At 69.4% G+C, this 24,451-nt stretch carries 21 protein-coding genes; 11 read left to right on the top strand and 10 right to left on the bottom strand.

Annotation, left to right across the window (positions count from 1 at the left end; translation table 11 throughout):
* A complete protein-coding gene (locus tag AB5J49_RS24385) occupies positions 1-981 on the bottom strand; it encodes a pirin family protein (protein WP_369170739.1) in 981 nt (326 codons plus the stop codon).
* Positions 982-1,172: 191 nt separating this feature from the next.
* The gene (locus tag AB5J49_RS24380) at positions 1,173-2,702 is read right to left on the bottom strand and encodes an MFS transporter (protein ID WP_369170738.1); all 1,530 of its coding nucleotides are present in this window, start codon (positions 2,700-2,702) and stop codon (positions 1,173-1,175) included.
* 147 nt (positions 2,703-2,849) lie between these two features.
* On the opposite strand from AB5J49_RS24380, the gene AB5J49_RS24375 reads away from it, so the two are divergent.
* Positions 2,850-3,596, top strand: a complete 747-nt coding sequence (locus AB5J49_RS24375) for a TetR/AcrR family transcriptional regulator C-terminal domain-containing protein (protein ID WP_369170736.1) — start codon at positions 2,850-2,852, stop codon at positions 3,594-3,596.
* 25 nt (positions 3,597-3,621) lie between these two features.
* Here AB5J49_RS24375 and AB5J49_RS24370 read toward each other — a convergent pair whose 3' ends face one another.
* Positions 3,622-4,092 carry an SseB family protein gene (locus tag AB5J49_RS24370; protein ID WP_369170735.1) on the bottom strand — a complete coding sequence of 157 codons (471 nt, stop codon included), beginning with the start codon at positions 4,090-4,092 and terminating at the stop codon, positions 3,622-3,624.
* 180 nt (positions 4,093-4,272) lie between these two features.
* Between AB5J49_RS24370 and AB5J49_RS24365 the strand changes: the two genes are divergently transcribed.
* The 4 genes from AB5J49_RS24365 (at position 4,273) to AB5J49_RS24350 (ending at position 8,838) form a co-directional block, all read left to right on the top strand.
* Positions 4,273-5,112 (top strand): intradiol ring-cleavage dioxygenase, encoded by an 840-nt coding sequence (locus tag AB5J49_RS24365; RefSeq protein WP_369170733.1) that lies wholly within the window; start codon positions 4,273-4,275, stop codon positions 5,110-5,112.
* A gap of 135 nt (positions 5,113-5,247) precedes the next feature.
* Positions 5,248-7,074, top strand: coding sequence for an acyl-CoA dehydrogenase (locus AB5J49_RS24360; protein WP_369170732.1), 1,827 nt, complete (start codon positions 5,248-5,250; stop codon positions 7,072-7,074).
* A 126-nt stretch (positions 7,075-7,200) separates the two neighbouring features.
* Entirely contained in the window at positions 7,201-8,499 is a 1,299-nt protein-coding gene (locus tag AB5J49_RS24355) for a M18 family aminopeptidase (RefSeq protein WP_369170730.1), read from the top strand.
* A gap of 87 nt (positions 8,500-8,586) precedes the next feature.
* Positions 8,587-8,838, top strand: a complete 252-nt coding sequence (locus AB5J49_RS24350; protein ID WP_369170729.1) for a DUF6458 family protein — start codon at positions 8,587-8,589, stop codon at positions 8,836-8,838.
* On the opposite strand, the gene AB5J49_RS24345 is transcribed toward AB5J49_RS24350, so the two are convergent.
* Together AB5J49_RS24345 and AB5J49_RS24340 are read right to left on the bottom strand one after the other, a co-directional pair.
* Complete coding sequence (locus tag AB5J49_RS24345; RefSeq protein ID WP_369170727.1) at positions 8,826-10,694, bottom strand: thioredoxin-like domain-containing protein; 1,869 nt, start codon at positions 10,692-10,694, stop codon at positions 8,826-8,828. The two genes, AB5J49_RS24350 and AB5J49_RS24345, sit on opposite strands and share 13 nt — an antisense overlap.
* 29 nt (positions 10,695-10,723) lie before the next feature.
* The gene (locus tag AB5J49_RS24340; RefSeq protein WP_369175240.1) at positions 10,724-11,125 is read right to left on the bottom strand and encodes a cupin domain-containing protein; all 402 of its coding nucleotides are present in this window, start codon (positions 11,123-11,125) and stop codon (positions 10,724-10,726) included.
* Positions 11,126-11,187: 62 nt separating this feature from the next.
* On the opposite strand from AB5J49_RS24340, the gene AB5J49_RS24335 reads away from it, so the two are divergent.
* Both AB5J49_RS24335 and AB5J49_RS24330 read left to right on the top strand, forming a co-directional pair.
* Complete coding sequence (locus AB5J49_RS24335; RefSeq protein WP_369170726.1) at positions 11,188-12,207, top strand: GlxA family transcriptional regulator; 1,020 nt, start codon at positions 11,188-11,190, stop codon at positions 12,205-12,207.
* On the top strand, positions 12,204-12,704 hold the full coding sequence (locus AB5J49_RS24330; protein WP_369170725.1) for an LURP-one-related/scramblase family protein: 501 nt from the start codon (positions 12,204-12,206) through the stop codon (positions 12,702-12,704). The genes AB5J49_RS24335 and AB5J49_RS24330 overlap by 4 nt, the downstream gene beginning before the upstream one ends.
* 17 nt (positions 12,705-12,721) lie before the next feature.
* Here AB5J49_RS24330 and AB5J49_RS24325 read toward each other — a convergent pair whose 3' ends face one another.
* Entirely contained in the window at positions 12,722-13,519 is a 798-nt protein-coding gene (locus AB5J49_RS24325) for a carbon-nitrogen family hydrolase (protein ID WP_369170724.1), read from the bottom strand.
* Between the two features lie 202 nt (positions 13,520-13,721).
* On the opposite strand from AB5J49_RS24325, the gene AB5J49_RS24320 reads away from it, so the two are divergent.
* Entirely contained in the window at positions 13,722-14,546 is an 825-nt protein-coding gene (locus tag AB5J49_RS24320; RefSeq protein WP_369170722.1) for a maleylpyruvate isomerase family mycothiol-dependent enzyme, read from the top strand.
* A gap of 112 nt (positions 14,547-14,658) precedes the next feature.
* Positions 14,659-15,456 (top strand): cyclopropane-fatty-acyl-phospholipid synthase family protein, encoded by a 798-nt coding sequence (locus AB5J49_RS24315; protein ID WP_369170721.1) that lies wholly within the window; start codon positions 14,659-14,661, stop codon positions 15,454-15,456.
* A 25-nt stretch (positions 15,457-15,481) separates the two neighbouring features.
* On the opposite strand, the gene AB5J49_RS24310 is transcribed toward AB5J49_RS24315, so the two are convergent.
* Together AB5J49_RS24310 and AB5J49_RS24305 are read right to left on the bottom strand one after the other, a co-directional pair.
* Positions 15,482-16,792 carry a nitrate/nitrite transporter gene (locus AB5J49_RS24310; protein WP_369170720.1) on the bottom strand — a complete coding sequence of 437 codons (1,311 nt, stop codon included), beginning with the start codon at positions 16,790-16,792 and terminating at the stop codon, positions 15,482-15,484.
* On the bottom strand, positions 16,789-17,469 hold the full coding sequence (locus tag AB5J49_RS24305; RefSeq protein WP_369170719.1) for a GntR family transcriptional regulator: 681 nt from the start codon (positions 17,467-17,469) through the stop codon (positions 16,789-16,791). The genes AB5J49_RS24310 and AB5J49_RS24305 overlap by 4 nt, the downstream gene beginning before the upstream one ends.
* A 232-nt stretch (positions 17,470-17,701) precedes the next feature.
* Here AB5J49_RS24305 and AB5J49_RS24300 point away from each other — a divergent pair, with 232 nt between their 5' ends.
* The gene (locus tag AB5J49_RS24300) at positions 17,702-18,601 is read left to right on the top strand and encodes a D-alanyl-D-alanine carboxypeptidase family protein (protein WP_369170718.1); all 900 of its coding nucleotides are present in this window, start codon (positions 17,702-17,704) and stop codon (positions 18,599-18,601) included.
* A gap of 291 nt (positions 18,602-18,892) precedes the next feature.
* On the opposite strand, the gene AB5J49_RS24295 is transcribed toward AB5J49_RS24300, so the two are convergent.
* A complete protein-coding gene (locus AB5J49_RS24295) occupies positions 18,893-22,546 on the bottom strand; it encodes an NACHT domain-containing NTPase (protein WP_369170717.1) in 3,654 nt (1,217 codons plus the stop codon).
* Positions 22,547-22,709: 163 nt separating this feature from the next.
* Here AB5J49_RS24295 and AB5J49_RS24290 point away from each other — a divergent pair, with 163 nt between their 5' ends.
* The gene (locus tag AB5J49_RS24290; RefSeq protein ID WP_369170716.1) at positions 22,710-22,886 is read left to right on the top strand and encodes a hypothetical protein; all 177 of its coding nucleotides are present in this window, start codon (positions 22,710-22,712) and stop codon (positions 22,884-22,886) included.
* Between the two features lie 141 nt (positions 22,887-23,027).
* Here AB5J49_RS24290 and AB5J49_RS24285 read toward each other — a convergent pair whose 3' ends face one another.
* Positions 23,028-24,446 carry a dihydrolipoamide acetyltransferase family protein gene (locus tag AB5J49_RS24285; RefSeq protein ID WP_369170715.1) on the bottom strand — a complete coding sequence of 473 codons (1,419 nt, stop codon included), beginning with the start codon at positions 24,444-24,446 and terminating at the stop codon, positions 23,028-23,030.
* Between the last annotated feature and the right edge of the window lie 5 nt (positions 24,447-24,451).

The raw sequence follows: 24,451 nt of genomic DNA, 5'->3' as shown, positions 1-24,451 counted from the left end.
TCAGCCCTCGGACGGGCCGCTCGCAGTCATCCCGTGCACTGCCGGGATCGTCCCCAGCCGCCCCTTCTGGAAGTCCTCGAAGGCCTGCTGGAGCTCTTCCCGCGTGTTCATCACGAACGGGCCGTAGTGGGCCATCGGCTCACGGATCGGCTGTCCGCCCAGGAGGACGACCTCCAGGTCGGGCGTGTGGGAGTCCTGCTTCTCGTCCGCGCGCACGGTCAGGGAGCCGCCGCTGCCGAAGACCGCCGTCTGGCCCAGCTCGACGGGGCGGCGCTCCGCACCCACCGTGCCACGGCCCGCGAGCACGTACGCGAGGCCGTTGAAGTCCTCGCGCCACGGCAGGGTGATCTCCGCTCCCGGGGCGAGGGTCGCGTGGATCATCGTGATCGGGGTGTGGGTGACACCCGGTCCCTGGTGGCCGTCCAGCTCGCCCGCGATGACACGCAGCAGCGCGCCGCCGTCGGGGGTGGTGAGCAGCTGGACGTGGCCGCCGCGGATGTCCTGGTAGCGCGGGGCCATCATCTTGTCCCTGGCCGGGAGGTTCACCCACAGCTGCAGGCCGTGGAAGAGACCGCCGGACATGACGAGGGACTCCGGCGGGGCCTCGATGTGCAGGAGGCCCGAACCCGCGGTCATCCACTGGGTGTCGCCGTTGGTGATGGTGCCACCGCCGCCGTTGCTGTCCTGGTGGTCGAAGATCCCGTCGATGATGTAGGTGACGGTCTCGAAGCCGCGGTGCGGGTGCCAGGGGGTGCCCTTGGGCTCACCCGGCGCGTAGTCCACCTCGCCCATCTGGTCCATCATGATGAACGGGTCCAGGTGGCGGTAGTTGATCCCGGCGAACGCACGGCGCACCGGGAAGCCCTCACCCTCGAAACCGCTCGGCGCGGTCGTGACGGCGAGCACGGGACGGGCCACTGCCTCCGTGGGCGCGGCGACGCGTGGCAGCGTCAGCGGGTTCTCGACGGTCACTGCAGGCATGTCGGTACCTCCTTGTGCGGCCAGTTTAGTTGAGCATTGAACTTTCTGCCACCTCTAACGTGGAAAGCCCGGAGGGCATTCCCTCCGGGCACAGCCGAAGGCCGACACCCGGGGCGGGTGCCGGCCTTCATCATGAGGAACCGGTGTTTCGGGGGCGGTTCAGTGTGCCAGCAAGAGCCTGGACGGCGTGGTCAGACGACGGGTTCGGGCTGCTTCTCGGGGGTGCGGTCCGCCGCGGGCAGGTGCTCCGCCACCGCCGGTGCGCGCCGGTCGTCCCGCATCACCAGCGTCGCCAGCAGCGCCGCCGCCAGGACCCCGATCGCGCTGACCGTGAAGGTGGTGGACATCGAGGCGGTGAAGGCCTCGCGGGCCGCAGCGACCAGACCGGCGTCGCCGCCGGCCACCGCACCGGCGATCGAGTGCTTCGCCTGGTCCGGCGTCCCCTCGGGCATCCGGTCCGCGAAGCCGCTCGACAGCAGCGAGCCGAGGATCGCGATGCCCAGCGCGGTGCCGGCCTGCTGGATGGTGTCGTTCAGGGCCGAGCCGACGCCCGCCTTGTCCTCGGGGATGGTGCCCATCAGCGCCCCGACCGCGGCCGGCATCGCGAGGCCCGCACCGAGGCCGAGGAGACCGAGCGCCACCGCCGGGACCGTGAAGCCGGAGTCCGCCGAGACCGTGGCCAGCAGGGCGAAGCAGACCACCATCACCAGCATGCCCGCGAGGATCACCCACCGGTTGCCGTACTTCGCGGCGAGCTTGACGCCCACCCCGTTGCCGAGCAGGGCGGTGATCGCCAGCGGCAGGAAGGCGAGGCCCGCCTTGACGGGCGAGTAGCCGAGCACGAACTGCAGGTACTGCGTGAGGACCAGCAGCAGACCGCCGTTGCCGATCTGGACGAGGGCCAGGGAGAGCGAACCACCGCTGAAGTTGCGGTGCTTGAACAGGACCAGCGGGACCATGGGGGACTTGGTGACGTTCTCCCAGACCACGAAGCCGGCCAGGGAGGCGAGCGCCACCACCAGGGTGACCGTGGAGCGGCCGCCCAGCGCACCGTGCTGCGGAAGCTCGATGATCCACCAGACCAGGGCCGTCATCCCGACCGCCGAGAGCACCGCGCCCAGCGGGTCGGCCTTCTGCCAGGGCGCCTTGGACTCCGGCATCAGCATGAGACCGGCGACGATCGCGAGCGCCACGATCGGCACGTTGATGAAGAAGATCGACTGCCAGGAGAAGTGGTCGATCAGGATGCCACCCAGCACGGGGCTGCCGACCAGGCCCAGCATCGACACCGAGCTCCAGGCCGCCATCGCCCTGCCGCGCTCCTCCTCGTCGAAGACGGTGATGAGGATCGACAGGGTGGACGGCATGATCAGGGCCCCGCCGACACCCATCGCGACGCGTGCGGCGATCACCTCGCCGGGGCTGGTGCACCAGGTCGCGGCCAGCGAGGCCGCCCCGAAGAGCAGGAGCCCGATCAGCATCACCTTCCGGCGCCCGAACCGGTCACCCAGGCTGCCGGAGGTGAGCAGGAGGCCGGCGAAGACCAGGATGTAGGAGTCCAGGATCCACTGGGTGTCCTGGGCGCTCGCCCCGATCTCCTCGGTCATCACGGGCACCGCGACGGTCAGCGCCATGCTGTCGACGACCAGCACCAGGGTGCTCAGGCAGAGCACGATCAGGATCCACCAGCGGCGTGGATCACGCGTTCCCTTGACGTCCATGACGACTTCCCCTCCAGCGTTGTGAACACCGTTCCTTCGATGCGAACACTGTACGCACACCGGAACAGTGTTCGCAACCATCGATTCCTGTACGCTCGATGCGAACGATGTACGCAGCAGGTCGGACCGGACCTCAAGGAGCACCCGATGGCCGCCAGGACGACGAAGCAGAGCCCCATCCCCTCCGTCTGGGCCCGCCCCCAGCGCGAGGCCGACCAGCCCGCGCTCAGCCGCGCCACGATCGTGCGCGAGGCGATCGTCATGCTGGACGCGGAGGGCGTCGAGGCGCTGAGCATGCGCAAGCTCGCCACCCGGCTGAACGCGGGCGCGGCCTCCCTCTACCGGCACGTCGCCACCAAGGACGAGCTGATGGAGCTGGCCGTCGACGAGGTCGCCGCGGAGATCCACGTACCGCCGGCGGACAGCTCCGACTGGCGGGCGGCCGTTGCCGAGGCAGCCCATTCCTTCCGTACGACGGCCCTACGGCATCCCTGGCTGGGCTCGATCCTCGGCCAGGCGGGCCTCGCCTACCTCGGCCCCAACCTCATGTCGTACTCGGAGCGCCTGGCCGCGCTCTTCACGGCCGCCGGATTCCCGGATCCCGCTCTCGCGATCGACGCCGTGATGTCGTACGTCATCGGCATGAGCACCACCGAGGCCGCCTGGCTCATCACGGTCGCCCGCTCCGGGGAGACGGAGGCCGGTTTTATCGCGCGCCTGATGCCCGCGGCCCAGCAGGCGGTTGCGGAACACGAACACCTGGCGAAGGGCTACGCCGAAACGGAGGAGGCCGCCACCAAGGACCCGACGGCCATGCGGGACGCGAAGTTCACGGCGGCCCTGGACATCGTGCTCGACGGACTGACCCTGCGACTCGAAGCAACGGGGTCCTGAGCGCCCCGCGGCACCCCGCGAAGCGCTATCCGTACATCCGGCGCATCGCGAACTCGACCATCTGCTCCACGGCCTTCGCGTCGAACACCATCCGGTGCTCGCCCTCCATGTCCAGGACGAAGCCGTAGCCGGTCGGCAGCAGGTCGATCACCTCGGCGCCGGTGATGACGAAGTACTTGGACTCCTTGCCCGCGTACCGCCGCAGCTCCTTGAGCGAGGTGAACATCGGGATCACCGGCTGCTGGGTGTTGTGCAGGGCGAGGAAGCCCGGGTTGTCACCGCGCGGGCAGTAGACCTTCGACGTCGCGAAGACCTGCTGGAAGTCCTCGGCGGACATCTGCCCGGTGGTGAAGGCCCGCACCGCGTCCGCGAGCGAGGGCGGGGACGGCTCGGGGTAGAGCGGTGGCTGCTGGCCGTACCCGCCGGCGCCGGCCATGGGCTGCTGCGGCGGGGCGTACCCCTGCTGTGCACCGACGTTCTGGTCGTAGCCGTACATGGGCGCAAGCGTACCGAGAGCGCCGGGGCGGCGGGCCGGTACGGGCGCCAAAGCAAACCGACAGCGACTTGACAGCGCGTCGACAGTCCCTCCGCTGGATTCCCACAGGTACCGCTCCTAGCGTCTGCACCTATCGACGGGAGTGCCGGGACCGGCACCGCTCCAACGAAGGGGACAGCCATGCGCCGACACCACGACGACGAGGACCACGAGCACGACAGAGGCCTCTCCTACGATCTCCCCGTCCTCGCCCGCCGCCGCATGATCCGGCTGATGGCGGGCGCGAGTCTGGTCCCGCTGGTGGGCTGCAGCTCCGAGGACGACACCTCGGCGTCCTCCTCCTCTTCCTCTTCCTCCGCGTCCTCCGGCGCCTCCTCCTCGTCCGCCGAGTGCGCGACCATCCCGAACGAGACCGCCGGGCCCTACCCCGGCGACGGCTCCAACGGCGTGAACGTCCTGAAGGAGAGCGGTGTCGTCCGCAGCGACATCACCAAGAGCTTCGGCGACTCCGCGGGCGGCACCGCCGAGGGCATCCCCCTGACCGTCACGCTCACGGTCGTGGACGCCACCTCCGGCTGCGGGACGCCGAAGAAGGGCGCCGCCGTCTACCTCTGGCACTGCGACCGGGAGGGCGGCTACTCCCTGTACTCCGAAGGCGTCACCGACGAGAACTACCTGCGCGGCGTCCAGGAGACCGACGACAAGGGCCAGGTCACCTTCGAGAGCATCTTCCCGGGCTGCTACAAGGGCCGCTGGCCGCACATCCACTTCGAGGTCTACGGCAGCCTGGCCGACGCCACGGCCGCCGCCTCCATCACCGCCACCTCGCAGCTCGCGTTCCCGAAGGACGTCTGCGACACGGTGTACGCCACGGACGGCTACAGCCGCAGCGTCACGAACCTGAGCGAGCTGTCCCTGGAGACGGACGGCATTTTCAGCGACGGCCACGACCAGCAGATGGCCGCCATGAAGGGGGGCACGGCCCAGGGATACACGGCGACACTGACGGTTCCGGTGTGACCCGTCACAGATGTACGGATCGGGGTTGCGTCTTATTACTGGCGGGTAGCATCATCGTAGCTACTTGTTGGTACGTGAACTAGCGCGAGGATGCACACCCAGTGCCTCGCCGATCTCTCTAACGGAGCCGTCGCCATGGGGCACTACAAGTCGAATCTCCGCGACATCGAGTTCAACCTCTTCGAGGTACTCGGCCGCGACAAGCTGTACGGCACCGGCCCGTTCGAGGAGATGGACACCGAGACCGCGAAGAGCATCCTCGAGGAGCTCACCCGCCTCGCCGAGAACGAGCTGGCGGAGTCCTTCGCCGACGCCGACCGCAACCCGCCGGTCTTCGACCCCGAGACGAACACCGCGCCGGTCCCGGCGTCCTTCAAGAAGAGCTACAAGGCCTTCATGGACTCCGAGTACTGGCGGCTCGGGGTGCCCGAGGCGATCGGCGGCACGACCGCTCCGCCGTCCCTGATCTGGTCGTACGCGGAGCTGATCCTCGGCTCGAACCCGGCCGTGTGGATGTACTCCTCCGGCCCGGCGTTCGCCGGCATCCTCTACGACGAGGGCAACGACGTCCAGAAGAAGATCGCGCAGATCGCGGTCGAGAAGACCTGGGGCTCCACCATGGTGCTCACCGAGCCGGACGCCGGCTCGGACGTCGGCGCCGGCCGCACCAAGGCCATCCAGCAGGAGGACGGCTCCTGGCACATCGAGGGCGTGAAGCGCTTCATCACCTCCGGTGAGCACGACATGGAGGAGAACATCCTTCACTACGTGCTCGCGCGTCCCGAGGGCCACGGCCCCGGCACCAAGGGCCTGTCGCTCTTCCTCGTCCCGAAGTACCTCTTCGACTTCGAGACCGGCGAGCTGGGCGAGCGCAACGGCGTCTACGCCACGAACGTCGAGCACAAGATGGGCCTGAAGGCCTCCAACACCTGCGAGATGACCTTCGGCGACCAGCACCCCGCCAAGGGCTGGCTGATCGGCGACAAGCACGACGGCATCCGCCAGATGTTCCGGATCATCGAGTTCGCCCGCATGATGGTCGGCACGAAGGCGATCTCCACGCTGTCGACGGGCTACCTGAACGCGCTGGAGTACGCCAAGGAGCGCGTCCAGGGTCCCGACCTGGCGAAGTTCATGGACAAGACCGCGCCGAAGGTCACCATCACCCACCACCCGGACGTGCGCCGCTCGCTGATCACGCAGAAGGCGTACGCGGAGGGCATGCGCGCGCTGGTGCTGTACACGGCCTCGGTGCAGGACGCGATCGCGGTGAAGGAGGCGGCCGGCGAGGACGCCAAGACCGAGCACGCGCTCAACGACCTGCTTCTGCCGATCGTCAAGGGCTACGGCTCCGAGAAGGGCTACGAGCAGCTCGCCCAGTCGCTGCAGACCTTCGGTGGCTCCGGCTTCCTGCAGGAGTACCCGATCGAGCAGTACATCCGCGACGCCAAGATCGACACCCTGTACGAGGGCACGACCGCGATCCAGGGCCAGGACTTCTTCTTCCGGAAGATCGTCCGCAACCAGGGCGCCGCGCTGAACTCGCTCGCCGAGGACATCAAGAAGTTCCTGGCGCTCGGCGAGGGCGGCGAGGAGCTGGCCGGGGCCCGCGAGCACCTCGCGAAGGCGGCCGTCGAGCTGGAGGCGATCGTCGGCCTGATGCTGACCGACCTCGCGGCCACCGAGTCGGACGTCAAGAACATCTACAAGGTGGGTCTGAACACCACCCGCCTGCTGATGGCCTCCGGTGACGTCGTCGTCGGCTACCTGCTGCTCAAGGGTGCCGCGGTCGCCGCCGAGAAGCTGGAGACGGCTTCCCCCAAGGACAAGGCCTTCTACACGGGCAAGATCGCGGCGGCGAAGTTCTTCGCGGCCAACGTCCTGCCGGGCGTGACCGGTGCGCGCAAGCTCGCCGAGAACATCGACCTGGACCTGATGGAGCTCGACGAGGCGGCGTTCTAGCCACTCGTTCCGCCCACTCGTTCCGCTCACTCGTTCCGCTCACTCACGGACAATCCACATCGCCCTTACGAGAGCCCGCTCCCCATCGCCGGGAGCGGGCCCTCGTGCGTCGTTAAGGTGAACCCCATGAGCGAACCCCCCCGCTTCGACCGCGGCCACACCGACGACCTCATGTCCTTCCTCTCGGCGAGTCCGTCGCCGTACCACGCCGTGGCGAACACCGCAGAACGGCTGGAAAAGGCCGGTTTCCGGCAGGTCGCGGAGACGGACGCCTGGGACGGGACGAGCGGTGGCAAGTACGTGCTGCGCGGTGGCGCGATCGTGGCCTGGTACGTCCCGGAGGGCGCGGCGCCCCACACGCCGTTCCGGATCGTCGGCGCGCACACGGACTCCCCCAACCTCCGTGTGAAGCCGCTGCCGGACACCGGGGCGCACGGCTGGCGGCAGGTGGCCGTGGAGATCTACGGCGGCCCGCTGCTCAACTCCTGGCTCGACCGCGACCTGGGCCTGGCGGGCCGGCTGACGCTGCGGGACGGCACGACGCGGCTGGTGAACGTGGACCGCCCGCTGCTGCGGGTCCCCCAACTCGCCATCCACCTGGACCGTTCCGTGTCGGCGGAGGGGCTCAAGCTCGACAAGCAGCGGCATCTGCAGCCCATCTGGGGTCTCGGCAACGACGTGCGCGACGGCGACCTGATCGCCTTCCTGGAGGAGACGGCCGGGCTGGCGACGGGCGAGGTCACCGGCTGGGATCTGATGGTCCACTCCGTGGAGCCGCCGGCGTACCTGGGCCGCGACAAGGAGCTGGTCGCGGGCCCGCGCATGGACAACCTGCTGTCCGTGCACGCGGGCGCGGCGGCGCTCACCGCGGTGGCCGGCTCGGGCGCCGGGCTGCCGTCCATCCCGGTGCTGGCCGCCTTCGACCACGAGGAGAACGGCTCGCAGAGCGACACCGGCGCCGACGGGCCGCTGCTGGGCGGCGTCCTGGAGCGTTCGGTGTTCGCGCGCGGAGGGTCGTACGAGGACAAGGCACGTGCCTTCGCGGCCACCGTCTGTCTGTCCTCCGACACGGGCCACGCGGTCCACCCCAACTACGCGGAGCGCCACGACCCGACGCACCACCCGCGCGTCAACGGCGGGCCGATCCTGAAGGTCAACGTCAACAACCGCTACGCGACCGACGGTTCGGGCCGCGCGGTGTGGGCCGCCGCCTGCGAGAAGGCCGACGTCCCCTTCCAGTCCTTCGTCTCCAACAACTCCATGCCCTGCGGCACGACGATCGGCCCGATCACCTCGGCCCGGCACGGCATCAAGACGGTCGACATCGGCGTGGCGATCCTGTCGATGCACAGCGCACGGGAGTTGTGCGGCGCGGACGACCCGCATCTGCTGGCGAACTCGTTGGTGGCGTTCCTGGAGGGGTAGTTCGCTCAGGCAGCCGCATGGGTGCCGCCGGCCGGGGTACCCGGCGGTCCGGACCGGAACGACCGGACCGGACAGGAGGCGACACTCATGGGCCTCGGCGGATGCATCATCCTCATCGCCGCGGGAGCCATCCTCACCTTTGCGACCGACTGGGACATGGAGGGAGTCAATCTCGACCTGGTCGGCATCATCCTGATGATCGTCGGGCTGATCGGCGTCACGACGTTCAGCAGCATCGCCCGGCGCAGGCGTGTGGTGGTACCGCCTTCGACGCCGGTCGTCGGCGACGAGCCCCACCACCATCGGCGGGACGGGTACAGCGACGGTTACGGCGTCTGAACATCCATGCCGGCGAGTACCAGCGGCAGGCGGTCGGTGCCCTCGTCCGTGAGGCGGACGGGGACGCCCCAGTCCTGCTGGTGGACATGGCACGCCGGGTACTCGTTGGTCCCCGCGGCGGAGCCGCTGTTGGATGCGGTGTCGTCGCAGGACGCGGCCATCGCGGAGATGTGCAGTACGCCCTCCGGGACGCAAGGGTCGAGTTCGAGGGTGCGGGAGAGGTCGGTCCCCGCACCCTCACCCGTGCGCAGCAGCCCCGGCGGGGTCGAGGAGACCAGCAGACGCGTCGAGGGGCCGTACCGCGTGTCGAGCTTCTGGCCCGCCGGGGCCTGGAAGATGACGTCCAACCGCAGCTTGCCGGGGGCGACTTCGGTGGCGGCGCGCTGGGTGCGGTGGGCGACCGCCTCGACGCGTACGGCCTCCTCCGGCAGGCGCAGCCGGGTGAGCCGGTGCCGGGCCGATTCCACGACCACGATGTCGTCCCCGACGAGCACCGCGTCCGACGGCTCCCGCAGGTCCGTGGCCAAGGTGGTGACCTCACCGCTCGCGGGGTCGTAGCGGCGCAGGGCGTGGTTGTAGGTGTCGCTGACGGCGACCGAGCCGTCGGGGAGGGCGGTGACACCCAACGGGTGCTGCAGCAGGGCCTGTTCGGCGGCGCCGTCGCGGTGGCCGAAGTCGAAGAGGCCGGTGCCCACGGCGGTGTGGACGGTGCCGTCCCGGTCCACCCGGCGCAGGGCGCTGGTCTCGGAGTCGGCCAGCCACAGCCGCTCCCCGTCGAGGGAGACGGCGAGGCCCGACGGCTGGGCGAACCAGGCCTCGGCGCCGGAGCCGTCGACGAGGCCCTCGTTGGTGGTGCCGGCGGTGACGGCCACGGTGCCGTCGGCCGGGTCGTACGCCCACAGCTGGTGGACGCCGGCCATGGCGATCCACACGCGCCCGGCGAAGACCGCCACGTCCCACGGTGAGGACAGGTCCACCTCGCGCGCGGGACCGGAGGTGGGCGAGCCCTGCCACCACTGCCTGCCGGTGCCGGCGAGCGTGGTGACCTCGCCGGTCGCGAGGTCGAGGCGGCGCAGGGCGTGGTTGACGGTGTCGGCGACGACGACCGCGGTGTCGTCGAGGAGGGCGAGGCCCTGCGGTTCGTTGAAGGCCGCCGCATCGGCCGTACCGTCGGTGAACGCGCGCGTGCCGGAGCCGATCCGCCGCACGACCGTCTCCCCGTCGGCCGCCAGCTCGACGAGCTGGTGCCGGGTCGTATCGCTGACCAGGAAGTTCCCGCTCGGCAGCAGCAGGGCCTTGCCCGGGAAGCGCAGCACCGTCGGCTCCGGCTCCGGCGCCACGTACGGCCCGTCGCCGCGCCGCAACGTCCCCTTCTCCTCGTGCTCGGCCTCCAGCTCGCTGACGAGCCGCTCGATGGCGTGCACATGGCCTTCGCCCGCGTGCTGCGCGACGACGTAGCCCTCCGGGTCGATCACGACGAGCGTCGGCCAGGCCCGCACCGCGTACTGCTTCCAGGTGGCGAGCTCGGGGTCGTCCAGGACGGGATGCTCGACGCCGTACCGCTCCACGGCGTCGACGACCGCCCGGTGCTCGGCCTCGTGCACGAACTTCGGCGAGTGCACCCCGATCACGACCACCGTGTCCCGGTGCTTCTCCTCCAACTCCCTGAGCTCGTCCAGGACATGCAGGCAGTTGATGCAGCAGAACGTCCAGAAGTCCAGGATCACGATGCGTCCGCGCAGGTCGGCGAGGCCGTACGGGCGGCCGCCCGTGTTCAGCCAGCCGCCCTTGCCGATCAGCTCGGGGGCGCGGACGCGGACACGACGGGGAGTCGGGGCCGGGGATGAGTCGGTCATGGCTCAAGCGTGCCACCCGGCACTGACAGTCACGTCAGCGCGTGTCCCGTGGTGGCGTCCACGTGGTCCGGTACGGCGTCGTGCCGGTCGCCGACGGTGAGGGTGCCGGTGGGTTCCAGGACCAGAATCTCGGAGGGTGCCGGGGCATACGGCTTGTGCTCGGTGCCGCGCGGGACGGTGAAGACGCTGCCCTTGGGCAGGACCACCGTGCGTTCCCCGGCGGCCTCCCGCAGGGAGATGTGCAGCTCGCCCTCCAGGACCAGGAAGAACTCGTCGGTGTGGTCGTGCACGTGCCACAGGTGCTCGCCCTCGACCTTCGCGACGCGTACGTCGTAGTCGTTGACGGTGGTGACGATGCGGGGGCTCCACCGGTCGGTGAAGGAGGCGAGGGCCTCGGCGAGGGAGATGGGTTCGCTGGTCAGGTGTGTCATGGGCGTCATGTACGTCATGCTCGGCCGTGGCCCGGCACGGGCACGAGTGCTAGAAATCGCACATGCCGCAAGGATCCTCTCAACCGCGCCACTCTCCACCGCGCCCCTCTCCACCGCATCGCGTGGTTCTCGTGGTCGACGAGAACTCCAATCCGTTCGAGATGAGCTGCGCGATCGAGGTCTTCGGGCTGCGCAGGCCGGAACTGGGCCGGGAGCTGTACGACTTCGGGCTGTGCGCCGACCGGCCACTGACCCGTATGCGGGACGGCTTCTTCACGCTCACCGGGGTCGCGGGGCTGGAGGCCGCCGAGGAGGCGGACACGCTGATCGTCCCGAACCGGCCGGACACCGGCACGCCCCGCTCGCCTCAGGTGCTGGAGGTGGTTCGCCGGGCACACGCGCGTGGCGCCCGGTTGATCGGCTTCTGCTCAGGAGCGTTCACGATCGCGGAGGCCGGGATCCTGGACGGGCGGCGCGCGGCCTGCCACTGGATGTGGGCGGAGTCGTTCCGGGCACGCTTCCCGAAGGTCCGTCTGGAGCCGGACGTGCTGTTCGTCGACGACGGGGACATCCTCACCGCCTCCGGCAGCGCGTCGGCGCTCGACCTGGGCCTGCATGTCGTACGCCGTGACCACGGCGCCGAGATCGCCAACCACGTCTCCCGTCGGCTGGTCTTCGCCGCCCACCGCGACGGCGGCCAGCGGCAGTTCGTGGAGCGGCCCGTACCGGACGTGCCGGACGAGTCGCTGGGTCCCCTGCTGGCATGGGCACAGGAACGGCTGGGCGAGCCGCTGACGGTGGCGGACCTGGCGACGCGCGCGGCGGTGTCGCCGGCCACCCTGCACCGCCGCTTCCGGACGCAGCTGGGGACGACGCCGCTGGCGTGGCTGACGGGGGAACGGGTGGCGCTGGCGTGCCGGCTGATCGAGCGCGGGGAGGAACGGCTGGACGTGGTCGCGGCGAGGAGCGGACTCGGCACCGCGGCGAACCTCCGCGCGCGCGTGCGGCGGGAGACAGGGCTCAGCCCGTCGGCCTACAGGCGGCGTTTCGGACCGGGCGGCGGGGAACCCCTCGTCTCATGAGATTCCTCGTACGCGACCGGCTCCTCGGCTTCGGTGACGACTACTGGATCGAGGACGACCAGGGCAACAAGGTGTACCTCGTCGACGGCAAGGCGATGCGGCTGCGGGACACCTTCGAGCTGAAGGACACGCAGGGGCGCGTCCTCATCGACATCCACCAGAAGATGCTCGCCCTGCGCGACACCATGGTGATCGAGCGGGACGGCGGTCACCTCGCGACGATCCGCCGCAAGCGGCTGTCCCTGCTGCGCAACCACTACCGCGTGTCCCTGGCGGACGGCAGCACGGAACTCGACGTCAGCGGCAAGATCCACGACCGGGAGTTCGCCATCGAGTACGACGACGAACTGCTGGCCGTCGTCTCCCGCCGCCGGCTGCATGTGCGCGAGACGTACGGCGTGGACGTCGTACGGGACGACGCGGATCCGGCGCTGCTGATCGCGGTGGCCGTGTGCGTGATCCACCTGGCGGAGAAGGAGCGGCGGGACGACGACTGAGACCGAGGGGCGAGCCCTCAGCGACGCGGCGCCGCCAGCCCGAGCATCCGGTCCTTCAGCGCGGGGAACTGATCCCGTGTCACCGCGACCTTTCCCGGGTCGAACTCCACCGTGAGGACCTGCTCCCCGGAACCGGCCTGCGCCAGCACCTCGCCCCACGGATCCACCACGATCGAGTGACCGGCCTGCGGAACTCCCGCGTGCGTCCCGGCCGTTCCACAGGCGAGCACGAACGCCTGGTTCTCCACCGCCCGCGCCTGAGCCAGCAGCGTCCAGTGCGTCCGGCGGCGCTCCGGCCAGCCCGCCGGAATGACCAGGGTCTCGGCGCCGGCGTCGACGAGGCCGCGGAACAGCTCGGGGAAGCGGAGGTCGTAGCAGGTGGCCACACCCAGGACGGTCTCGGGCAGACGCACCGTCACCAGTTCCTCGCCCGCGCCCATCAGCACGGCCTCGCCCTTGTCGAAGCCGAACCGATGGATCTTTCGGTACGCGGCGGCCAGATCACCGGAGGGGGAGAAGACGAGAGAGGTGTTGTAGAGCGGTCCGTCGGGGTCTCGCTCGGGGATCGATCCGGCGTGCAGCCATACGCCCGCATCGCTCGCGGCCTTGGCCATCGCCTCGTACGTCGGCCCTTCGAGCGGCTCGGCCTCGCTGCCGAACTCCTCGTAGGCGAACGCCCCGGTGGTCCACAGCTCGGGCAGGACCACGAGGTCTGCCGCCCCGGCCTGTTCCCGCACGAGGGAGGCAGTCCTCACCCGGCGCGATTCGACCGTTTCACCCTCATTGACATCGATCTGGATCAAAGAGGCGCGCACACTACCACCGTCCTGGCATTCGAGCGGTCCACACGGGCTTCCCTACGGGCCTACGATCGTCACACGAAAGCACTGCCGGGGTGCCTCACAGCAGCGTAACTTAGCGTTTCAAGACACCCGCCGACAGCAGCCGCCGCCCACTGGCACCGCCGCCAGCACTTGCCCGCGTACCGACGTTCCAACCGCCGAGGGGTCCCGTTCCGTGAGTCTGCATCCCACCCTCCAGCCCTACGCCGACGCCTGGACCCACTCCATCGAAGCGATATCCGAGCTGGTGACACCGCTGGTGGAGGGAGAGTGGAACCGGCGCACACCCTGCCCGGGGTGGTCGGTGCGCGATGTGGTGTCCCATGTCATCGGCCTGGACTGCGAGATGCTCGGCGACCCGCGCCCCATCCACACGCTCCCGCGCGACCTCTTCCACGTCACGAACGACCACCAGCGCTACATGGAGATGCAGGTCGACGTCCGCCGCCACCACACGGCGCCGGAGATGACGTCCGAGCTGGAGTACACGGTCATCCGCCGCAACCGCCAGCTGCGCAACGAGTCCCGTGACCCCGGCGCGAAGGTGCGCGGCCCGCTCGGCACGGAGCTCACCCTCGAAGAGTCCATGCGGGGCCACGCCTTCGACGTGTGGGTGCACGAGCAGGACCTGCGCACCGCCCTCGGCCGCCCCGGCAACCTCGACTCCCCCGGTGCCCACGTCGCCCGCGACGTCCTGCTCGGCCGGCTCCCCGACAGCGTCGCCGTCCGGGCCGACGCCCCTCGCAGCTCGGCGGTCGTCTTCGACGTCCACGGCCCGATCGAGTTCCTCCGCACGATCCGCGTCGACATCCAGGGCCGCGGCACCCTCGAAACGGCCCCCGCCCTGGGCCCCGCCGCCACCCTCACCCTCGACTGGGAGACCTACGTCCGCCTCGCCTGCGGCCGCGTCACGCCGGATGCCGTGGCGGACCGGGTGAAGGCGGAGGGGGATCCGGATCTGACGGCGGCGATCCTGCGCAACTTCACGGTGACGCTGTAGCGCTTCGATATGCCGGGGGCCGACAGGGCGGCGGCCCGTTGTTGGCTGTCGGCGACATGACGGTCCGTTAATCGTTGTCGGCGGTGGGTGGCCCCGAGCTAGCGTGCCTGCCGTGACCGATACGACAAACGAAACCGAGGCCGCCCCCGGCCCCCGTACCGACGGCCCGCCCCGCCTGACGCGCCTGACCTTCCACGGTCCGCTGTCCGAGGCACGGGCGCACAGTCTCGTCCAGCGGCTGACCCGGACGAACCCCGCGACCGTCCTGGACATCGGCTGCGGCTGGGGCGAGTTGATGCTGCGCGTCCTGGCCGCCGCGCCGGAAGCGAAGGGCACAGGCATCGACGTGAACGCCGAAGACCTCGCTCGCGGCCGCCACGAGGCCGAAGCCCGAGGGCTGGCGCACAGGGCCGCGTTCGTCGAGGAGTCCGCCGCCGGGACCTCGCGCGGCCCCGCCGACCTGGTCCTGTGCGTCGGATCGAGCCAGGCCCTGAGCGCGGCCGAGCCGCCGGAGCACACCACCGAGGCGCTGCGCGCACTGCGCCGCCTGGTCGCCGACGGCGGCCGTGTGCTGCTCGGGGAGGGCTTCTGGGAGCGCACCCCGACCCCCGCCGAGCTCTCCGGCATGTGGCCGGGAGCCGCGGCGACGGACCACTACGACCTCGCGACCCTGCTCGATCTCGCGGTCGCCGCCGGTTTCCGCCCGGAGTGGACCGAGACGGCGAACCTCGACGAGTGGGAGGAGTTCGAGTCGGCGTACCAGGCGGACGTCGAGACATGGCTGGCCGAGCACCCCGACCACCCGCTCGCGGCCGAGACACGCGAGCGTCTCGACCGCCATCGCGCCCAGTGGATGAGCTACCGCGGGGTACTGGGACTCGCCTACCTCACCCTCGTCGCGGCCCGCTGACACCGCACTGACCCACGGCGTCGGCTCAGGCGGGAACGTGCACGGTCTCCACCCTGCTGGCGACCAGCCGTTCCCGCTCCCTGCGAGCCGCCCGCTTGCGCAGCCGCAGTATCTGGCTGACGCCCAGCGCCTGGAGGACGAACACCGCCGAGAAGGCGATGGCGTAGTCGTCCCCGGTCGCGTCCAGCAGCACGCCGATCGCGAACAGCGTCGTCATCGAGGCGACGAACCCGCCCATGTTGGTGATGCCGGACGCCGTGCCCTGCCGCTCCGGCGGATTCGCCGGCCGCGCGAAGTCGAAGCCGAGCATCGAGGCCGGCCCGCACGCCCCGAGCACCGCGCACAGCACGATCAGCAGCCACATCGGCGCCGTCTCACCGGGCCAGGCCAGCGTCGTCGCCCACAGCACCGCCGTCGCGCCCACCGTGCCCAGCGCCAACGGCAGCCGCGCGCCGTGATGCCGGGCGACGATCTGGCCGTAGACCAAGCCCACGACCATGTTGGACAGGACGACCAGGGTGAGCAGTTCACCGGCCGTCGCCCGGGACAGCCCCTGCGCCTGGACCAGGAACGGCATCCCCCACAGCAGCAGGAACACCATCGCCGGGAACTGCGTCGTGAAGTGCACCCACAGCCCCAGCCGTGTGCCGGGCTCCCGCCAGGACGCGGCGATCTGACGACGGACATAGGCCGCGCCCAGGTGCGGCAGCGGCTCCGGCTCGTGCCCCTCCGGGTGGTCCTTGAGGAACAACAGCAGCAGGACCAGCACGACGACGCCCGCCGCCGCGCTGCCCGCGAACGCCGCCGTCCAGCCCACGCCGTGCAGCAGCCGGGCCAGCGCGAGCGTGGAGACGAGGTTGCCCGCCATGCCCGCGAGCCCCGCGAACTGCGCGATCAGCGGACCGCGCCGGGCCGGGAACCACCGGGTGCCAAGGCGCAGCACGCTGATGAACGTCATCGCGTCGCCGCAGCCCAGCAGCGCGCGCGAGGCGAGAGCCATGCCGTAGGACGGCGAGAAGGCGAAGCCCAGCTGCCCCACCGTGAACAGCACCACGCCGATGGTCAGCACCTTCTTGGTGCCGAGCCGGTCGACCAGCAGGCCGACGGGTATCTGCATGCCCGCGTAGACGAGCAGCTGGAGGATCGAGAACGTCGACAGGGCCGAGGCGTTGACGTCGAAGCGGTCGGCCGCGTCGAGGCCGGCGACCCCGAGGGACGTACGGAAGATGACGGCGACGAAGTAGACCGAGACGCCTATGCCCCAGACGGCGACGGCGCGACGGCCGCCCGGGGGTGCCCCCTCTGGGGGAGGATCACCCGGCAGCACGGCCCTCATCGCTCTTCACCCCGCGCCAGATGCGAGAACCAGCCGATGTGCCGGTGGACCATGCCGACGGCGGCCTCGGCGTCCCCGGAGCGCAGGGCCTGAAGGATCTCCTCGTGCTCGACGAGGGTCTTGGCGATGCGGTCGGGGTGCGAGTGCAGGACGGCGACGCCCATGCGCAGTTGCCGGTCGCGGAGTTGGTCGTACAGCCGCGACAGGATCTCGTTGCCGCCGCTGCGCACGATCTCCGCGTGGAAGCACCGGTCGGTGACGGCGGCCCCGGCGAGATCGCCGGCGGCGGCCTGGTCCTTCTGCTGGGCGAGCAGTTCCTCCAGGCGCGCGATGAGCCCGGGCGGCGCGGGTACGGCCTTGCGCGCCGCGTGCTCCTCGACGAGCATCCGCGTCTCGACCACGTCCTTGATCTCCTGTGCGGAGACCGGCAGGACCAGTGCGCCCTTCTTCGGGTAGAGCTTGATCAGCCCCTCGACCTCCAGGCGCAGCAGCGCCTCCCGCACCGGCGTGCGCGAGACCCCGACGGCCTCGGCGAGTTCGCCCTCGGTGAGGAGGATCCCGCCCTCGTAGCGGCGCTCCAGGACGCCCTGCTTGACGTGGGTGTAGACGCGATCGGCGGCGGGGGGCTGCTTCATGGACTGCTGCTTCATCACGGGTGCGGGCGGGGCGGAGGGCATGCCCACAGCATAGATACAACACGTACCCATGAGGGCGTTCGTCCAGCATGCGGGACGAGAAACCTGACCGGGACTCAGACACGCAGGCAGACACGGAGCAGACACGGGGGACCCGCCGCACCCGACGCACAACCTTCTGTGCTAGTTACGTGTCACACACGTGCGGCCCATCTGTCTCCCCCTTGCAACTCGGCCGCGCACTGGGGCATTCGACGTAATCGGGGTATTTCAGTTGATAACCGCCATCAAGGGCTTCCGTGTCCGCAGAGCCGCAGCCGTCGCCGTGACGACCGGCGCCGTGCTCGTCACCGGAGCCCTCACCGCGGCACCCGCGCAGGCTGTGACGACGCCCAGCATCACCGCCAAGGGCGGGTTCCTGATGAACAGCGCCACCGGCACGACCCTGTTCACCAAGGCCGCTGACACCAAGAGGCTCACCGCCTCCACCACGAAGATCATGACCGCCAAGGTCGTGCTCTCGCAGTCGAACCTGAACCTGGACACCAAGGTCACGATAAAGAGGGAGGTCAGCAACTACATCGTCTCCAAGGGCGCCTCGTCGGCCAACCTGATCGTCGGTGACAAGGTCACCGTCCGTCAGCTGCTGTACGGGATGATGCTCAAGTCGGGCTGCGACGCCGCGATGTCCCTGGCCGACAAGTTCGGTACCGGCACGACGGTCAACGCGCGGGTGAAGTCGTTCATCGGCAAGATGAACACCATGGCCAAGAACCTGGGCATGACGAACACGCACTTCGACTCGTTCGACGGCATCAGCAACGGCTCCAACTACTCGACTCCGCGCGACCTGACGAAGCTCGCCCGGAGCGCGATGAAGAGCTCGACCTTCAAGACCGTCGTGAAGACCAAGTCGTACACGGCGAAGACGATCACGAGCAGCGGCTCCACCCGCACCATGGCGGCGTGGAACAACACCAACACCCTGCTCGGCTGGAACGGCACGCTCGGCGTGAAGACGGGCTCCGGCACCGAGGCCAAGTACTGCCTCGTCTTCGCCGCCACGCTCAACGGGGAGTCGGTGATGGGCACCGTCCTCACCGCTCCCGATGAGGCCAGCCGCACGACGGACGTGAAGAAGCTCATCAACTACGGCTACGCCAAGATCAGCTGACGTCCCCGGTCACACGGAAGGGGCGGCCACTCGACAGTGGCCGCCCTCGTCGTCGTGTGATCGCTGCTCATAGGCCTGGCGAGATCGACTTGCCGCGCTGGTGCTATCGACGCGGTCGAGAGACAGGGCGAGCACGCGCTGACCGCGGCCGCCATGGCCGCTGCCGGACCGATGCCGGCACCCATCGTCGACCGAGTCGGGCACAGCGAGGCGGCCACGCCGCAGCGCCTGAGGGTCGCGGCCCGCCGATGGGCACCCGTCCATAGCATCATCGGCACAGTCCTCGTGGTCTTAGCGCCAGACGCTCTCCAGCTCCGCGAACTCGGCTTCGCACCTGCCCGGCGGCAGAGCCTTGCGCAGGTAGCACAGGTCGGAGGGGCGGAGAAGGCCAAAGGCCTCGGAGGGGAGCGCGCCGATGAGTTCCGCAGCGTGCGCGGCAAGCCAGTCGTCCAGGTTCAGGTCGGCGGCGGTGCGGAGGAAAGCGATGAGGGCGGAGGGGTGGCGAGTGGCTACGTCGGCGACGTCGAGCGCACCGAGGATGTCATCGAAGTACTCACTGGCGCGGCGTCCACGCGGCATGCCGGACCACGCCCAGGTACTGCTGGAACGGCTCGCTTGCACCAGTCGCAGCAGGGCAAGCAGCGCAAAATCTCGCCCGTTGGCTCGACCGTGCTGCATGAGCAGCCCCTGGAGTTCGGCGAGCGCGGTTGTCACCTCCGGCTTCCGTCGGCCCAGCGCGTTGTACACACAGTCGATGATCGGCTGCTTTGCCACCGCGGGGAAACGACCGAGGCGCTCGATGGACCGGTGCAACTTGCGCAGAACAGACACCAGCGTTTCGTCCGACAGCGCGGGGATGTCGTGGGCCAGCTGACGGCTCACTGCCTCCAGGTACGGAACTACGTCCTCGGACGAGAGCAATTCTGTGCTGTCCAGACACATGGCGTAGAGATCGGGCAGCCCGGCCGATGCGTTCACCTGCCTCGTGAGCAGGGTGATGAGTGCCTGTGCCGCCGATCGCAGTTGCCCCGTGCGGTCGGACCGGTACGTCAGCAGGGTGCTGGGCATCCGGCGCAACAACGGGTCGGCAGTATGGAGCAGAAGCTCAGAGTGATGGTCGCCAAGGAACGTGATCTGCGTGAACACGTTCGCCGCGAAGCCCCTGGACGCATCGTCCTCCATCCGAAGGTACGGAGGACGTGAGCCTTCAGGGACGCCGAATGGCCAACCGATGTCATGGCCGAAGGACAGCGTCGAGCGCGTGCTGATCTTCAAGTCCGGTCGCTGTTCGTCGACACCTCTCGGGTCAGGCTCCCAACAGCGGTGGAGCCGGAGCGTTGAGGACAACAGATCCCAGGACTCGTCGGACAGTTGTGACCGCCACAACATGGCGTGCCGCCGCCAGTTGTCGATCAGCTCCCCGGTCCCGAGAAACTGTGAAGCGTGCACTTCACCCGCCGCCACGGCGCCGATCAGCACGAGGTTTACTTCGTACACTGCGTCCCGGTACGTCCTGGTCACACGTATGGGGGTGTGGTTCCCGTCGCTGCGGGTTCCGGCCTCCCACTTGGCGGCTCGGAACAACTCGGCGAGCCGATCCGGCAATTCGCGGCGCGCCCTGCCCGCCGGCCAGGTAGCGAGCATGTCGCACAGATTCTCTACGAGCTGTGCCCGATCGGTGAGCGGGATGAACGACAGCAGCGAGTACAACTCACCGTCGTCCAGGGCGGACCGGCCGTCGTGCCCGGCGAAGTCCCCCATCCGCCGCAAGGCTCGCTCGATCAACCGTGTGGCCAGATACTCTCCGAAGGTCGCGTGCATGAACTCGTAGCTGCGCAACCGCTGTTCGGTGACTACGGCTTGGGCCTCGTGCACGAAGAAGAACCGTCCGAAGAGCAGCCCGGAACCACCGGGCTCCTCGTCGGCCGCCGCAGCTCCCAGCGCCCGCAGGTCGCGGTCCACTTCTTCGCCGCTGATGGACTGGGCCCCGCGGTGGAACATACCGAGCGCGATCACCGAAAGTCGGTGGAGTTCACGGTCGACAGCGACAGCCTGCTCGGCCGGGGGCAATGAGCCGTCTTTGTCCACCTGGCGCCGGACAAACTCCGTGAGGAGCCGTTCGTACAGCTGGGTACGGCTCATGTCCTCGTCGCCGAGTCGGTACAGCGCGTTACCAACCGCGTCGTACAGGGCAAGCATGAGCAAGAGGAGAGGCTGGGCCGCGAGGTCCTGATGAGGCTGCACGACCTCTCTTGTCAGCGGGCGCAGGTCGCACTGTTTCAGGTAGGTGCTGTTCTTCGCGTTCCAGACGGACAGCCACCGATCGATCTCAGGCATCTCGAACGGCTCCAGACGCAGCACGTGGCTACCCTTGGGGATCTCCGCACGGTCGGCCACCACGGTGCGACTCGTCACGATTACGATCACCGGACGACCGAGCACTGCCTCACGCTGCTGGAACTGCTCGATGTCCCGCAGATACCCCCACTGCCGTGCAGAGTCGAGCCGCTGTGCGCCGGCCTGGAGCAGCTCGTCGAACCCGTCCAGCAGCACGACCGGGATCACCTCGGGCTCTGCCTCGGACCAGTCTGGCCAGCTCACCGACCGTCCCGTTCCCTCCCGTAATGCATGTTCCAGCTGGGTCTGTACGTTCGAGTCGGCCGGTGTGTGCCGCAACTCCACCCGCAAGGGGCGGAACTCACTGGTTGGGAGCCTGGCCTTCAGCAGCTTCGTGAGCAGTGATTTCCCGGCGCCGGGGTGGCCTAGTACCACGAGGGGGCTCAGCAGGGCAGGGAAGCTGAGGAGGGAGGAACCCAGGAAGCGTTCGAACGCGTCGTACGACGGCTGTTGTTCCCACCACTTGTCCGAGGCTATTCCATCGCGGACATTCGGGGACGGTCCGTTCCTACGGAAGCGAGGGTTGACGTATCCCTCCGCCAGGCTCGGCAGTAGGGGACCGGTGGAGTCGAGCGAGGCGATCGGTATACGCAACTGGGCGCGGCTGGCCGCAGGGGGCTCGCTCCGGCTGGCGAACTCTGCGAGTAGTGCTCCCAGTCCGGCCAACCCGGTCCCGGCTCGTCCGTCGACCCAGTCGTTCAAGGCGATGCAGGGCAAGCCGGCTGCCAGCGCGAACTCTGGACAGCATACGGCCAGTGGGGTGGCCAGCTTCACGTAGTCGCGGTCGAGCTCCTGTGCCGTCTCGACCGTGATGCTGCCCCGTGTTCCCGCCAGCGGAGACGCGTATCCGTTCCCTCTTTCCCACGCATACACGTAGGCCGGGTACGCGACGTTCGCCAAGTCCTGGATCAGCTCCAGGGCATCCTCAGGAGTCGGCTCGCGCCGCATCACCGCTGCAGCCACCAACACCACGCGCGCGGCCTGGAGCAGGGTAATGCGTACGATGCCGCGTGCGGACCGTACTCGTTGCGGAAAGTCCCTCAGCAGTTCGTCCAGGACCCGGACCGAGCTCTGCTCCCCGTTCAGTGTCCTCAGCAGGTGATCGGAGTCGGACATCATCAGCTCCGACCGCCGGCCGGCCAGCAGGTACACCGCCTCGTCCAGGCCCATGTCCACGCAGTCGGCTACGCCGAGTGCCACCACAGGCTCGGAAGGAACCGGCGCAGTCGGTGACGGAACCGGCACGTGTGCCATCTCAACCGCACGCTCCAGTTCCGCGTGCCGCCCTCTCCACCACGCCACGTCCAGATTGGTGTCCAGTGGTTGCGGTGCCCCGGGTCCATACCGCTGCGCGCACAAGCCGACGATCCGTCGTACCACTTGCCAGTCCGGCGCCTTGCGCCGCCGCCCGTTGAGCAGCTCCGAAACCGAGGCGGCGCTCAATCCGAGCGCTTCGGCGATCTCCGCCTGCGGCACCCGGCACTTGCGCACGAGGCGATGGAGCTCGGTACAGAAGTCCGCGATGGGACCCGCCAGTGGTGCGGCCAACTCCCAACCCCTTCGGTACGGTTCGGGGGACTACTCCGAAGCGTAGGGCCTGACCTGCGTCTTCTGTCGGGAGTTCGGTGGAATTCGGGATCTGGCGGCACCGAGGCCCTGTTGGGCGAATCTCGTTCCGCAAGCAGTCGCCTGACGTTCCGGAGGAACCGCCATGACGTTGACGTTCCACTCGTTTCAACTGCCCGCACTGATCGCGGTCGGGGTCTTCGCCGCGCTCTACGCAGGCGTCGTACTGCCCGCCGTATGGTCAAGGAAGTCGACCCGTCGGCAGGCGGCCCTCAAGGTGCTCACCCAGATTCTCGGCGTCGTCCGCCGATGGCGGAAGTAGCCATAGCTGTATCGGCTCCGGGAAGCGGCTCCTGACCAGTGCCGATGAGCGTGCCGGCCCTATGCCCCCGAGGTGATCTGAAAGACAGGCCCTGGGACTGATCCTGCGGCCCCCGTCCGAAAACAGGGGCCGCCGCTCAGCTCACGCCCAGCTGATCAGCCGCTTCGGCTGCTCCAGGATCGCCGCCACGTCGGCCAGCACCTTGGAGCCCAACTCCCCGTCCACCAAACGGTGGTCGAAGCTGAGCGCCAGCGTGGTGACCTGACGCGGCTTCACCTTGCCCTTGTGGACCCACGGCTGGAGCTTGATCGCGCCGACCGCGAGGATCGCGGACTCGCCGGGGTTGAGGATCGGGGTGCCGGTGTCGACGCCGAAGACGCCGACGTTGGTGATGGTGACGGTGCCACCCTGCATCGCGGCGGGGGACGTCTTGCCTTCCTTCGCCGTGGACACCAACTCGCCCAGCGCCTCGGCCAGTTGCGGGAGCGTCTTGGTGTGGGCGTCCTTGATGTTCGGCACGATCAGACCGCGCGGGGTCGCCGCCGCGATACCCAGGTTGACGTAGTGCTTCTGCACGATCTCCTGGGCCGCCTCGTCCCAGGACGCGTTCACGTCCGGGTTCCGCTTGATCGCGACCAGCAGGGCCTTGGAGATCAGCAGCAGGGGGTTCACGCGCAGGCCCGCGAACTCCTTGTCCTGCTTGAGCTCCTCGACCAGCTTCATCGTGCGCGTCACGTCCACCGTCACGAACTCCGTGACATGCGGCGCCGTGAACGCCGAACCGACCATCGCGGCCGCGGTCGCCTTGCGGACGCCCTTCACCGGGACACGGGTCTCGCGGGCCGCGTCGTACGTGGCGACCGGCGCCGACGTGGCCACCGGGGCGGTGACCGGCGCGGGCTGGGACACCGGCACGGGAGCCGGGGCCGGCGGGGCCACCGCCGCGTGGACGTCCTCGCGCGTGATGATGCCGTCGGGGCCGGTGGGGGTCACCGTGGCCAGGTCGACGCCCAGGTCCTTCGCCAGCTTGCGCACCGGCGGCTTCGCCAGCGGCCGGTTGGGCGTCACCGCCGCGGCGGGGCCGTGGCCGTTCAGCTCGGACTGCAGGGCCCGCGTCGCCGTCGAGGGCTCCTGGCGCGGGACGTCGGCTCCCTTGCGCGGGCGGCGCTTGGTCGAGGACGCGGCCACGCCGTAGCCGACCAGCACCGGCTGGCGGCCCTGCGGCTTGGCCTCCTCCGGCTCCTTCTCGGCGGGAGCGGGAGCCTGGGCCGGCGCCTCGGCACCGGGCACGGCCGTCCCGCCCGCCACGTCCACGGCGATGATCGCCACACCGACGTCCACCGTCGTGCCCTCGGGGAAGCGCAGCTCGCGGACCACCCCGTCGTAGGGGATGGGCAGCTCGACGGCCGCCTTGGCCGTCTCGACCTCGCACACCACCTGACCGTCGGTGACCGTGTCGCCCGGCTGGACGTACCACTTGAGGATCTCGGCCTCGGTGAGCCCCTCGCCCACGTCGGGCATCTTGAACTCGCGCACGGACGCTTCCGTCATCGTCGTCACGACCC

It is taken from the genome of Streptomyces sp. R28 (assembly GCF_041052385.1).
GTDB lineage: Bacteria > Actinomycetota > Actinomycetes > Streptomycetales > Streptomycetaceae > Streptomyces.
Note: the sequence above shows the minus strand (reverse complement) of the source record. Positions and strands in the feature narration are given on the sequence as shown.

Excerpts from the sequence above, each read along its gene's own strand:
- AB5J49_RS24380 (WP_369170738.1), bottom strand. The coding sequence starts at position 2,702 with ATGGACGTCAAGGGAACGCGTGATCCACGCCGCTGGTGGATCCTGATC.
- AB5J49_RS24360 (WP_369170732.1), top strand. The coding sequence starts at position 5,248 with ATGGGGCACTACAAGTCGAATCTCCGCGACATCGAGTTCAACCTCTTC.
- AB5J49_RS24310 (WP_369170720.1), bottom strand. The coding sequence starts at position 16,792 with ATGAGGGCCGTGCTGCCGGGTGATCCTCCCCCAGAGGGGGCACCCCCG.
- AB5J49_RS24305 (WP_369170719.1), bottom strand. The coding sequence starts at position 17,469 with ATGCCCTCCGCCCCGCCCGCACCCGTGATGAAGCAGCAGTCCATGAAG.
- AB5J49_RS24335 (WP_369170726.1), top strand. The coding sequence starts at position 11,188 with ATGCCGCAAGGATCCTCTCAACCGCGCCACTCTCCACCGCGCCCCTCT.
- AB5J49_RS24350 (WP_369170729.1), top strand. The coding sequence starts at position 8,587 with ATGGGCCTCGGCGGATGCATCATCCTCATCGCCGCGGGAGCCATCCTC.
- AB5J49_RS24340 (WP_369175240.1), bottom strand. The coding sequence starts at position 11,125 with ATGACACACCTGACCAGCGAACCCATCTCCCTCGCCGAGGCCCTCGCC.
- AB5J49_RS24365 (WP_369170733.1), top strand. The coding sequence starts at position 4,273 with ATGCGCCGACACCACGACGACGAGGACCACGAGCACGACAGAGGCCTC.
- AB5J49_RS24290 (WP_369170716.1), top strand. The coding sequence starts at position 22,710 with ATGACGTTGACGTTCCACTCGTTTCAACTGCCCGCACTGATCGCGGTC.
- AB5J49_RS24345 (WP_369170727.1), bottom strand. The coding sequence starts at position 10,694 with ATGACCGACTCATCCCCGGCCCCGACTCCCCGTCGTGTCCGCGTCCGC.
- AB5J49_RS24385 (WP_369170739.1), bottom strand. The coding sequence starts at position 981 with ATGCCTGCAGTGACCGTCGAGAACCCGCTGACGCTGCCACGCGTCGCC.
- AB5J49_RS24330 (WP_369170725.1), top strand. The coding sequence starts at position 12,204 with ATGAGATTCCTCGTACGCGACCGGCTCCTCGGCTTCGGTGACGACTAC.
- AB5J49_RS24355 (WP_369170730.1), top strand. The coding sequence starts at position 7,201 with ATGAGCGAACCCCCCCGCTTCGACCGCGGCCACACCGACGACCTCATG.
- AB5J49_RS24370 (WP_369170735.1), bottom strand. The coding sequence starts at position 4,092 with ATGTACGGCTACGACCAGAACGTCGGTGCACAGCAGGGGTACGCCCCG.
- AB5J49_RS24375 (WP_369170736.1), top strand. The coding sequence starts at position 2,850 with ATGGCCGCCAGGACGACGAAGCAGAGCCCCATCCCCTCCGTCTGGGCC.